Annotated in this window: 10 protein-coding genes and 1 rRNA gene; 6 read left to right on the forward strand and 5 right to left on the reverse strand. The window is 36.9% G+C overall.

Annotated elements, in window-relative coordinates; all coding sequences use genetic code 11:
* Positions 1 to 151: 151 nt before the first annotated feature.
* From B2C77_RS05660 to B2C77_RS05675, 4 genes are all read right to left on the reverse strand, one after another.
* Entirely contained in the window at positions 152 to 2074 is a 1923-nt protein-coding gene (locus tag B2C77_RS05660; protein WP_077702769.1) for an ABC transporter permease, read from the reverse strand.
* A complete protein-coding gene (locus B2C77_RS05665) occupies positions 2049 to 2825 on the reverse strand; it encodes an ABC transporter ATP-binding protein (RefSeq protein ID WP_077702770.1) in 777 nt (258 codons plus the stop codon). The genes B2C77_RS05660 and B2C77_RS05665 overlap by 26 nt, the downstream gene beginning before the upstream one ends.
* A 183-nt stretch (positions 2826 to 3008) precedes the next feature.
* A complete protein-coding gene (locus B2C77_RS05670) occupies positions 3009 to 4013 on the reverse strand; it encodes a sensor histidine kinase (RefSeq protein WP_073011405.1) in 1005 nt (334 codons plus the stop codon).
* Positions 4013 to 4711 (reverse strand): response regulator transcription factor, encoded by a 699-nt coding sequence (locus B2C77_RS05675; RefSeq protein ID WP_077702771.1) that lies wholly within the window; start codon positions 4709 to 4711, stop codon positions 4013 to 4015. Before B2C77_RS05675 ends, B2C77_RS05670 begins: the two co-directional genes overlap by 1 nt.
* Before the next feature lie 407 nt (positions 4712 to 5118).
* Here B2C77_RS05675 and B2C77_RS05680 point away from each other — a divergent pair, with 407 nt between their 5' ends.
* The 4 genes from B2C77_RS05680 (at position 5119) to perR (ending at position 8056) form a co-directional block, all read left to right on the forward strand.
* Positions 5119 to 5544 (forward strand): potassium channel family protein, encoded by a 426-nt coding sequence (locus B2C77_RS05680; protein WP_077702772.1) that lies wholly within the window; start codon positions 5119 to 5121, stop codon positions 5542 to 5544.
* Positions 5545 to 5601: 57 nt separating this feature from the next.
* On the forward strand, positions 5602 to 6072 hold the full coding sequence (gene bcp, locus B2C77_RS05685) for a thioredoxin-dependent thiol peroxidase (protein ID WP_073011413.1): 471 nt from the start codon (positions 5602 to 5604) through the stop codon (positions 6070 to 6072).
* Between the two features lie 613 nt (positions 6073 to 6685).
* Positions 6686 to 7237, forward strand: a complete 552-nt coding sequence (locus tag B2C77_RS05690; protein ID WP_077702773.1) for a cob(I)yrinic acid a,c-diamide adenosyltransferase — start codon at positions 6686 to 6688, stop codon at positions 7235 to 7237.
* A gap of 360 nt (positions 7238 to 7597) precedes the next feature.
* Positions 7598 to 8056: a peroxide-responsive transcriptional repressor PerR gene (perR, locus tag B2C77_RS05695; protein WP_073011417.1), complete on the forward strand. Its 459-nt coding sequence runs from the start codon at positions 7598 to 7600 to the stop codon at positions 8054 to 8056.
* 218 nt (positions 8057 to 8274) lie between these two features.
* Here the strand turns inward: perR and B2C77_RS05700 are convergent, their stop codons facing one another.
* Positions 8275 to 8667 (reverse strand): YgzB family protein, encoded by a 393-nt coding sequence (locus B2C77_RS05700; RefSeq protein WP_077702774.1) that lies wholly within the window; start codon positions 8665 to 8667, stop codon positions 8275 to 8277.
* 324 nt (positions 8668 to 8991) lie between these two features.
* Here B2C77_RS05700 and B2C77_RS05705 point away from each other — a divergent pair, with 324 nt between their 5' ends.
* Positions 8992 to 9858, forward strand: a complete 867-nt coding sequence (locus tag B2C77_RS05705; RefSeq protein WP_077702775.1) for a nucleotidyltransferase-like protein — start codon at positions 8992 to 8994, stop codon at positions 9856 to 9858.
* Positions 9859 to 10704: 846 nt separating this feature from the next.
* Positions 10705 to 12269 (forward strand): 16S ribosomal RNA (locus B2C77_RS05710).
* The last annotated feature ends 42 nt before the right edge of the window (positions 12270 to 12311 follow it).

The following is a 12311-nucleotide window of genomic DNA, read 5'->3' on the forward strand; positions in this document are numbered from 1 at the left end:
TGCAATACGTATCTTGCAAACTTGTTGAAAACTGGAATCATGCCTTGCTTGTAAAACTTTGAAAACATGGTGTATTCACCTGAGCCCTTTAGCTCCTGTTGTAAAAAGTAAGTTAATCACCTATTTTATAGCTTATCAGATTAGAGTGCTGTTATAAAGCAGAAGAGCGTGCCGCTTTTTTAAGTCTAGAAAGGTAGAAATTACGAATAAAAATAAAATTGATAAAGTGCACAATAAAATAAAATGAAATAATATACATACTAGGTATGAGCACAGATGATGCAAGCATATTTTGTAATGCTTTATAGGCAAAAGCAGCATGAATAACGGCTACGAAAAATGGTAGAAAAAATAGAAAGGCAATTTGCCTCGTTGCAATTTTCTTCATTTCTTTATTTGTTAAGCCAATACGATAAAGTGAATAGTAATGGGCAATGTCCTTATCAATACCTTGATACATACGGAAATAAAGAATCGATCCAGCGGCTAGAAAAAATAGCACACTAATAAAAATCCCAAAAAAGAACAAATACGACATCGATTCATTGAAACTTGTATATAAGTCTGCTCTAGAGCCTGCATGGATAGTATCATTGGAAGCAGCGACTTCTGCTTGTTCTATTTTCTCGACGTAATGTACCCAATTAGGTATATTTGCCGTATAATAAAAAGCTTTTTCCCCGTGTTTTTGAAATTTGTCAAATGTAGCATCTGATACAACTAGTGCACTTCCACCTAATGTGGTAGCGTTCGTCGTATTTTTCCCCGGCTTTATTTTCAGTTCGATTTGCCCTTTTTCAGGAATAAATCGTAATTTTTTTGGTGGAGGTGGGATATATGGGCTAAACACAGCTTCCGTAAGTAATATGGCCTCATTATGTTGTAAAGCTTCTAGTTTTTTTTGTTGATTTACATCCATCATTTTATTGTAATCGGAGAAACCAAATACAATTACTTCCACATTGTCCCACTCAGATTTATTCGAGACAGACGACGTTTTTACAGCAGGGATGGCTAAGGATTGAAAGGGTATTTCTGATTCATGAAAAAAAGATTCCACTTCTTTTATAGTTTCATCCAATTCCGCTTTATTTTCTTCCCCTTCTGTAAGCAGAGAGTAATCATGCGGTACGAAACGTTCGCTTTCTTCTTCCGCTGCTTGGAATAGCCCGTACAATACTCCGGAAGATGTAAAAGCAACGGCGCTTAATATAGTTACCATAGAGAGTAACTTAGCGTTATCTTTTAATTTATATGTTAAGTCGGAAATAATTAATAAGTTTAGTCGCTTGTAAAAAATGTTTTTTCTGCGTTGTAAAAAACTAGTTAAAGCGATACTAAATTGCGTAAATAAAAAATATGTCCCTGGAATAATTAATGCTAAAATAATAAACATTCGATACATCATAGATATAAGGTCAGAAGTATATGCTAAATAATAGGAATAAGTTACAGCAGCTAACGCTAGTACGCTTATAATCCAAGAAAAACGCGGTTTTTTCCTTGGTGCTTGAGCGCCACGAAATACTTCCATAATCGATTTTGTTCGCAATGTAAGTACAACAAGCAGCGAATTGATTTCAAACATAAAAAAGAACAGTATCACGGTGATAGCAATTGCCTTCCAGGATAAATAAAAGGAAAACACTTCCCCTGTTCCTAAAATGACAGAAAATATCATTAAGAAAAGCTTCGTGAATAAAGCTCCTACTAATATTCCTGCAACAATAGAGGCTACACCGATAATTGTATTTTCCAAAATAAGCATTCGATTTAACTGGAATTTACTAATTCCTAACGTTGTTAAAATACCATATTCTTTCTTGCGTGATTTAATAAAGGCAGAGGTTGAATATAGTACAAATAAAAAAGAAAACAAATAAATAATGACTTCAGAAGCAACGATGCCCGTTTTTACGGCATCAATAAAGTCGTATGTTGCTATTTCAGGGTGGAAGATAACTACGGCATACATAAAAAAGACGATGACAGCAAACATACAACTTAGAAAATAACTTAAATATGCACGTGTATTACGTTTGACATTATTAAAAGTGAACTGTCTGAAGGTCATGGATGTTTCCTCCCAATAATGACTGCATGTTTAAGATTGCTTCAAAAAAAGTTTGCCGATTGTCACCTTGATGTATTTCGTTATACAATTTTCCATCTTTAATGAAAATAACTTTTTGGCAAAAACTTGCAGCAAACGGGTCATGCGTTACCATTAGTGTTGCTGTTTCATAATGCTTTTGCAAGTGACTTAGCGTATTCATTACTTGTAGTGACGCTTTAGAATCTAAATTACCAGTTGGTTCATCAGCAAATATAATGGAAGGATTATGAATAAGCGCTCTAGCGATGGCCGCTCGTTGCATTTGACCACCAGATACTTCCATAATGCGTTTTTCTAAAATATTTTCAATGCCTAATTGTTTAGAAATGATATGTAATTTTGGTGTCATCTCTTTCACTTTTACTTTATTTAATGTTAAAGGGAGCAAAATATTTTCTCCAATAGTTAATGTTTCCAATAAATTAAAGTCTTGAAAAACAAACCCCATTTCTTTTCTTCTAAATTTCGCCAATTTATGATGAGAGAAAGAAGTGACATCTTCTCCATGAATAATAATTTTTCCCGAACTCGGTTTATCAATGGTCGACAGTAAGTTTAGCAAGGTCGTCTTGCCACTTCCTGAAGGTCCCATAATACCTATGAATTCTCCTTGTTGTACAGTAAGCGTAAATTGGTGCAAAGCTTCGTACGAAATTCCACGTTTGCTACCGTACGTTTTGGATAGATTTTCTGCTTGTAGTAACGGCATATGTGCACCTCCCTATTTGGTAGCGATTTTATACTATGTTTAAAAAGTTAGGTTATATAGTTTTAACTTCAAACGTGTTTATAACCAAACGAATCTATTCATCATAATTCTATGATACAGGAGCCATATATCCTATTGATTTTTCTTTCAAACAGTAATGGTTAAGCTTACAAGGTTGTAAGCCTAACGATGACTAAAATGGATGGACACGGTAGTTCCTTTTCCTTCTTCAGATGCAATGGTTAACTCGTGTCCAAGTTCTGTACAAATTTGTTTAGATAAATATAGACCCATTCCTGTTGATTCTCTAAATTTCCTCCCATTTTTCCCGGTGAAAAAGGGATCAAAAACTCTGTTGATGTCTTCACGCGGAATTCCGTAGCCAGTATCGGTGATTTGCAATACCAGTTTATGATCGTCGGATAAACTTGTACAAAAATATATTTTGGCTACTTCGTCTTTCGAATATTTGATGGCATTGGAAACAGCTTGACTAATTACAAAACGGAGCCATTTAGAATCGGTTGTTACCACGTATTTTTCTTCAATGGTAAGTTCAGGATACACTTGGTTACGAATAAAGCTAGATTTAAATTCTTGAATAATATCTTTAACTAAATCTCTTAATACAATTTGTTGTACTTGAAAATCACGATCAAACTTTTGCAATCGAGATTGGTATAAGGCTAAATCTAAACCTTGTTGCATACGCTCTAATTCTTCGTGCATACTGTGCAAGAAATTTTGGGACAACTGTAATTTTTCTTTTTGCAAAGTTAGATGCATGACAGAAACAGGTGTCTTCATTTGATGCACCCATTGTTGAATGAAATGAAACTCCATTTGTTTTTGTTCTTTCAACTGCTCGATTTCTTCGGCGTAGCGGTTTGTTTGTGCATCATGTTGCTGCTTAATATTTAAAAGTAATTGTGTTGGCGGATCTGGTAGCCACGTTGCATTATCCTTATCATGATGGATTGTCACGTAATAATCACGTAATCGGTAATAACGATAGGCCAGAAATAGGAGTAATCCAAATGTTAATAAAATAAATAAATAGATAATCAAATCCCAGTCCATTGGTACAGCTTTAATACCATAAAATAGCTGAACGATGAGGATGAAAACAATTAACTGTGTGTAAAAGAAAAGTATGGTTGGGACACTATCTTTGAGAAAATCTTTCATTATTGTTCACTCCACGTATCGATCATTTTGTATCCGGCACCACGAACGGTTTGAATACTTTGGTGCACACCAATATCTTCAAGCTTTTTACGTACGCGCGTAATATTAACGGATAACGTGTTGTCATCCACAAAATGTTCGTCATCCCATAGCATTTCCAATAAGAAGGTTCGTGATAATACGTGATTTACATTCTCCATAAATGCTTTAAGTAGAATAAATTCATTTTTTGTTAAAATAGCTTTATGCCCGTTAAGACTAACTTCCATTGCAGTTAAATGTAAGCATAAATCACGTATCTCTAACAAGTCTGTAGGTGTGCTTGAGGCGTATTCTCCATAGATTCTACGCATAATTCCTTTTATTTTTGCTTGTACTACATCAAAGTTAAATGGCTTGGTAATATAGTCATCTCCACCGTTTTCTATTGCCATCACCTGATCCATACCTGAATCACGTGCGGAAATAAATATAATTGGGCAATTAGATATACTGCGGATTTTTCGGCACCAATAAAACCCATCATAGCTAGGAAGATTAATATCAAGTAATATTAGATGTGGTTCAAAGACTTGAAACTCTTCTACAATACGGTCGAATTCTTGAACAAGCTGTATGTCGTATTCGTATTTTTCTAGATAATCTTTTAATAAGTCAGCAATTTTTTTGTCATCTTCTATAAGATAAATTTTCTTCATTGGATTCACCTTCCTTTTCTACTTTATAGCTAACCCACCAACAATCCTACGCTGTGCCACAAGTAAATGGTTAATGCTCGAACAAATTCATGTATTTTAGGTTAAAACAATTAGTTCATTAGTTCATAAAAACTAATACATTCCATCTTTAAGTCACTACTACTATATAAAAGCTTACATCCTATTTTACTCTATCTCTTTTACAATTTGAACTGTACTCTTTTTATAGGGGCACTTTATTTGAAAAAACGGTTTTGGAATTTCTATAGTCTGTCTTATGGAAAACGATAAACGATAGAAGTCGTCATCAATTGTTCTTGGGAAGCCACGTTTTACTAAAAGTATTGACAACCATGTCTAATCCTTTGCATAAACTAATAATACTATGCAATTGGAGAGGGTGTGCTATGTTAGCGTGGTTACTAATCATTGCTGTCACTTTTGTTATGGGTAGGAGCTTCATTGATTTTATCCATGTAGGGAAAATGCAGACTTATATACGACGCAGTGGCTTTTCATTAGAGTTCTTTTATATGTTATTAATTATTTATGCAGTAGTTATCGTTGGATTCGGACTCATTTATTTTGTGCTGTCCATGCAAGATATCGTACTTGTAGAAAATGGAGCATTGAGACAAGTGAGTATACTTGACGCCCTTGGACAGGCTGTTTATTTTAGTGGAGTAACAATGCTAACAATCGGATATGGTGATATAACGCCTGTCGGTATTGGGAAAATTATCGCCCTCATGCAGGCCTTAATTGGTTATATATTACCTACTGCTTTTGTGTTAAGATTAGTGCAATACCAAGATCAGAGCAGGAATCAGTGAATAAGTAGGCGAATATATGATATAGTAGAAACGCAACTATTGGATGGAGGGATAACGATGACTGTACAAGTAGGAGAAAAGGTAGCGGATTTTTCTCTACCAAATCAAGCTGGAGAATTAGTTCGTTTATCTGATTATAAAGGAAAATATATCGTTTTATATTTTTATCCAAAAGATATGACACCAGGCTGTACAACAGAAGCTTGTGATTTTAGAGATGCGCATGAGAGCTTTGAAGATCTTGATGCGGTGATTATTGGTATTAGTCCTGATCCTGTTGCATCGCATCAGAAGTTTATTGATAAGCATGACTTGCCATTTATGTTATTGGCGGATGAAGAGAAACAAGTGGCAGAACAATTTGGTGTTTGGAAACTAAAGAAAAACTTTGGCCGAGAATATTATGGTATAGAACGCTCCACGTTTATTATAGATAAAGAAGGCGTGTTACAGAAGGAATTCCGTAAAGTAAAAGTGAAGGGGCATGTAGAAGAGGCGCTGTCATTTATTCGCGAGCAATTGCAGTAAATATGTAACAAGTGGCCTCTCATAGAACTTTACTATCTTTATAACTAAAGGCAAACAAACGGAAGTGCTCTTAGCTCTCATATGCACTTACTTTTAATCCGTCGTTTTAAGGGCAGATAGTCGATTTTGACTATCTGCTTTTTTATAGTCTAGGAAATTATAAAAATTTTGCAGCTGGATAAACTTACTAAGTTATTTAGCCACGCCCGGCTCCGCCGCCCAGCAACTAGGCGACTTCACGAATCGCCCTACGATAAGTCATCATTGGTTCGCTCCAGTCGCTACGTTGCTAACCGGGCGCTTGCGCCTTTGTTCTTTACGGTATAGGGAAACTTTAAATTAGGAATAAGCCTGATATTTTAACAAACAATGAAGAAAGGTAGCGATACATTCAATTTATTGTCATCACGGTTAATAAGCTAAGTCTCTATAACGAAAAAATTTAAATTTTCGTATTGGGAACAAGTTTTTAAAAACGGTTATAAGACGATAAATTTTTAATAGCATACTAGGGAAAAAGAACTCTTATTTCTATGTTAAAGTGTTAAATTCTTTTATAATTTAAAAGCATAAAGGATGATAAAAACTGATAAATTAGGAGGGTAGGATACATATGCGAATATATACACGTTCTGGAGATAAAGGAAAAACATCGCTTATATATGGTGAGCGCGTGAATAAAAATGATCTTCGCGTTGAAGCTTATGGAACTTGTGACGAGGCAAATTCGATGATTGGTTTAGCTATTAGTTATTTGCAACAAGAGAGTACGTTTAAAGAAAAAGAATTTGTTATCGAAGAACTTTCCCGTGTGCAAACATTGTTGTTTCATGTTGGTTCAGAGCTAGCTACACCATTAGATAAAGAAGTCCCTTGGAAATTAACCGAGAAGCATATTGAAACATTGGAAAAGCAAATTGATGATTGGGATAAGCAGTTAGAGCCGTTAAAAAATTTTATTTTGCCATCTGGAGTACCAGCCTCTTCGGCCTTGCATGTCGCGAGAACAGTATCGCGAAGAGCAGAACGTCTAGCTGTAGGGATAGAAAACGTCAATCCATTAAGCCTTACTTTTCTGAATCGCTTATCGGATTATTTATTTGTTGCAGCGAGATACATGAACCAATTGCTTGAAGGAGAAGAAAGAACTTTGCACACTACATGATTTTTGTAGCAGAATAATAGCGTAAGCAGCCTTCTTAAGATAATACCTAGAAATGTGTATTATAGGAAAGTATGAAGTTTTAATTTTTATAGTAACAAGAAAAACTACAGCTGCTTCCGTAAAAATTTGATAAGCCAAGTTTTTCTAATATGAGAGTGTAGGTAAATGTGTGTATGCATGTAATTGATCTGTGCGGGGTAAAATAATTATAATATGATTACTTGTTAATAGAAATTCTACGCAAACAATTATTTTAAGGGGCTATGATTGACAGAACGCGGTTGTAGGGCTTAAACTATTTATAAAGATTATAATTTAAGAATAGAATTATTTTTGTATAAACTACTGAAAGTGAGGTGGATGAGGGTGTCTGAAAACAGATTGCAAGAGGCTATAAGCACATTAAAAGCATCAGGCGTCCGTATCACTCCACAACGACATGCGGTTCTTGAGTACTTACTCAATTCGATGGTTCATCCTACAGCTGATGATATTTATAAAGCTCTTGAGGGTAAGTTTCCTAATATGAGTGTCGCAACGGTTTACAATAATTTACGTGTATTGCGTGAAGTAGGCCTCGTTAGAGAATTAACATATGGCGACTCTTCAAGCAGGTTTGATTGTAATACTTCAGATCATTACCATATTATTTGTAACTCATGTGGAAAAATTGTTGACTTTCATTATCCTTCGTTGGATGAAGTCGAGGCATTAGCTGAGCAGGTAACTGGATTTAAAGTCAGTCATCATCGCATGGAATTGTATGGTGAATGTGAAGAATGCCAAAAAGAAGAAAAAAACAAACAAAAAAGTGGATAATGAATGTAAAAAAGTCTCGATTGCATTTAGCGATCGAGACTTTTTTACAACTACAGGAAATGACAGTGCGTATTTCACTATAAATATGGCACTAAGCCAAGTTCTTCTAAACTTTAATTAGAATGCAATGCGTGTGTGTTTGTATTCCGAATATAAATGTGCTTTAAGAAACAATATTCATACCCAATAACCATCTAAATAGGCTGACGCGGGGATGGTTATTTTTTTGTAGAACTTTCCTCTTTTTTCATTGCTTTCCAATAGCGCCTTGTATTGTATTTTTCATCAAATTCTTTACCTTCTAATTCTTTATCCAGTGTCAATGGTTGTTTACAATGCATACAGGCGTCAACGCGGCCAAGCATCTTTGTTGGTTTTTCGCAGCTTGGACAAATAATCGGCACTGCTTTTAGCGATAAAGTCCCGATCCAAAGGTAAACTACACAACTTAAGACGACCATTATAACCCCTAGTATGAAGAATGTAACCATAAGCCACGGAATTTTTTTGGTTAGTATGCCACCATACATAAGAAGAATACCAGCAAATATAAGAATCAATGCAAAGGATCTAATTTTGTTTATTTTGCTTGAATATACGATTTGAGCCATGATGTCCCCCCTTAACCCCTTCATAAGTAGTATAGCATATATTATATGAAAAAGATTTGATAATTCAATTCGCATTTTGTGTTGTCTATTACCGAGTAATGAGCTGAAAACATCATGCACTTCCCTGAACCCTTTTATTTTCCATTCCTAAGAAGACTACTTAAAAACAAATAAGACTAGGAAAGAATTTGACTAATAAAAGAGGGAATCGAACCTTTTACAGCGAATGTAATATAATACGACAATTTGTGCAAGTAAATGTACATATAAATGACATTCTATGTCGATTTAAGTTCATATCTGTAAACAAATGGAGGAAAAGTAATGGAACAATACTTGCGATCAATTTATCAACACCATGCTAGCAATTCTGATGTATTAGGTATTTTAATATTGGAAAAAACGAAGCCTGATAGCCCAATAACGGATAATTTCGATGTCGTTTTACTTATCATTGTTCAAGAAGCTGAAAAAACTTGGAATGTGAAACACTATGAATTTGCGGATAAAACGTGTGCGCTTCATATAGTAACGGAAGAACTATTAATGGAATGGATAGATACGAGCGGTTACCGGAATGCAGTGGAGTGGATAATCTATGGTAGAATCATTTTTGACCGAAATGAATTTTTTAATAATTTAAAAGCTACGTTGCAAAGCTTTCCAGATGATAAACGAAATTTACGTAAAATCATGGAGTTTGGTAAGCTTATAAAAAGCTACAATGAAGCCAAAGAGTTATTTGAAGCGGGTGAATATATGGATACGAATAGTAAAATTTTATATTCACTTCATTATTTGGCTAGATTGGCTGTTATTGAAAAAGGGTATTATCCGGAAGTAACTGTTTGGAGCCAGGTAAAACAAATTGATATTGAAGTTTATAAACTATACGAAGAATTTATAGAAAGTAAAGAAGAACTGAAGAAGAGAGTACAGTTAATGTTAATCGCTATGGATTATGTCATTAAAGCAAGAGCAAATATGGCTGTAAAGCATTTGTTAGACATGATGCACGCAAAAAACGAATGGTACTATGGTGAATTAAAAGCTTTGCCTAAGCTTCAGCCTTATTCTCTAGACTTATCAGCGATTATAACGTACCTTGTTGATAAAAATATGATAACAAATGCTACAGAGCAAACAAAAGGTGAAGGAGTGTATCATAGAAAATATATGGTAAGTAAATAGTGGAACGATTTTTTATACTATAGTAAGTAAATCATAAAAGCTTAAAGGTTTATAGCATAAAAAAATCGGGCTTCCACGATAAAGAGTTGGAGATGAGCCAATTATTTCCAATGTTTTTCAAACGGTTATTTTGGGGTAATGAGCAAGAGGTTCGTCATAATTGTGTTCAACACGCCCTTTCTATTTTGCTTATTTGCAATGAAATGAAGTATAAATTAAGAACATCTTTTATACGTATTAAATTTGTTGCACTAGTGATGTAAGGAAATGAACTTTTAATATAATTAAACTCTAAGACGTTTTCATATGAAAAGGCACTTCAGATTTCGAAAAGGAAAAGGTTAAAGATTACTACTCTATTTCAAAGAAAGAAAGAGAACTGCTCATTTGTATCAGAACTTCAGATTTCCATCGCAATATTTAAATTTTCATAGTATAAGAGAAAGGATTGTTTTAGCAAAAAAATATAAAAAAGGATTGACTTTAAAATTAACACATGGTACAGTTATAAGCGTCGCAAAAATTGCGTTGGAAATTAGCGGTAAAAATGTTTGAAAAAACTTATTGACATATCTTATAGAAATGTGTTAAGTTAATTAAGTCGCCATTTTGAATGAATAAATCACAAAAAAACTTTTTGAAAAAAGTTGTTGACAAGATTTTTAGAAAATGGTAAACTTAAGAAGTTGCGTCAAAAAAGACGGACTAACATATTTGCTCTTTGAAAACTGAACAAAACAACCAGTATGTCAAGAAAAAAACAAACCCTGTTTTTTCTTAAGAAATAAACTGAGAGAAATCTCAGCAGCTAAGAAGGATGAAGAACGGTGTTCATCATCACAAACTTTTATGGAGAGTTTGATCTTGGCTCAGGACGAACGCTGGCGGCGTGCCTAATACATGCAAGTCGAGCGCGGGAAGCAAGCAGATCTCCTTCGGGAGTGACGCTTGTGGAACGAGCGGCGGACGGGTGAGTAACACGTGGGCAACCTACCTGTAAGACTGGGATAACTCCGGGAAACCGGGGCTAATACCGGATGAAACAAAGCGTCGCATGACGCAATGTTAAAAGGCGGCATATGCTGTCACTTACAGATGGGCCCGCGGCGCATTAGCTAGTTGGTGAGGTAAAGGCTCACCAAGGCAACGATGCGTAGCCGACCTGAGAGGGTGATCGGCCACACTGGGACTGAGACACGGCCCAGACTCCTACGGGAGGCAGCAGTAGGGAATCTTCCGCAATGGACGAAAGTCTGACGGAGCAACGCCGCGTGAGTGATGAAGGTTTTCGGATCGTAAAACTCTGTTGTTAGGGAAGAACAAGTGCCATTCGAATAGGTTGGCACCTTGACGGTACCTAACCAGAAAGCCCCGGCTAACTACGTGCCAGCAGCCGCGGTAATACGTAGGGGGCAAGCGTTGTCCGGAATTATTGGGCGTAAAGCGCGCGCAGGCGGTCCTTTAAGTCTGATGTGAAAGCCCACGGCTTAACCGTGGAGGGCCATTGGAAACTGGAGGACTTGAGTACAGAAGAGGAGAGTGGAATTCCACGTGTAGCGGTGAAATGCGTAGAGATGTGGAGGAACACCAGTGGCGAAGGCGACTCTCTGGTCTGTAACTGACGCTGAGGTGCGAAAGCGTGGGTAGCGAACAGGATTAGATACCCTGGTAGTCCACGCCGTAAACGATGAGTGCTAGGTGTTAGGGGGTTTCCGCCCCTTAGTGCTGAAGTTAACGCATTAAGCACTCCGCCTGGGGAGTACGGCCGCAAGGCTGAAACTCAAAAGAATTGACGGGGACCCGCACAAGCGGTGGAGCATGTGGTTTAATTCGAAGCAACGCGAAGAACCTTACCAGGTCTTGACATCCTCTGACACCCCTAGAGATAGGGCATTCCCTTCGGGGACAGAGTGACAGGTGGTGCATGGTTGTCGTCAGCTCGTGTCGTGAGATGTTGGGTTAAGTCCCGCAACGAGCGCAACCCTTGATCTTAGTTGCCAGCATTTAGTTGGGCACTCTAAGGTGACTGCCGGTGACAAACCGGAGGAAGGTGGGGATGACGTCAAATCATCATGCCCCTTATGACCTGGGCTACACACGTGCTACAATGGATGGAACAAAGGGCAGCGAAGCCGCGAGGCCAAGCAAATCCCATAAAACCATTCTCAGTTCGGATTGCAGGCTGCAACTCGCCTGCATGAAGCCGGAATCGCTAGTAATCGCGGATCAGCATGCCGCGGTGAATACGTTCCCGGGTCTTGTACACACCGCCCGTCACACCACGAGAGTTGGTAACACCCGAAGTCGGTGAGGTAACCTTTTGGAGCCAGCCGCCGAAGGTGGGACCAATGATTGGGGTGAAGTCGTAACAAGGTAGCCGTATCGGAAGGTGCGGCTGGATCACCTCCTTTCTAAGGATTATGAAGGAAACATACTTGGTTGTTTGGTTCAGT

This window comes from Virgibacillus dokdonensis, assembly GCF_900166595.1.
Lineage (GTDB): Bacteria > Bacillota > Bacilli > Bacillales > Amphibacillaceae > Virgibacillus > Virgibacillus dokdonensis.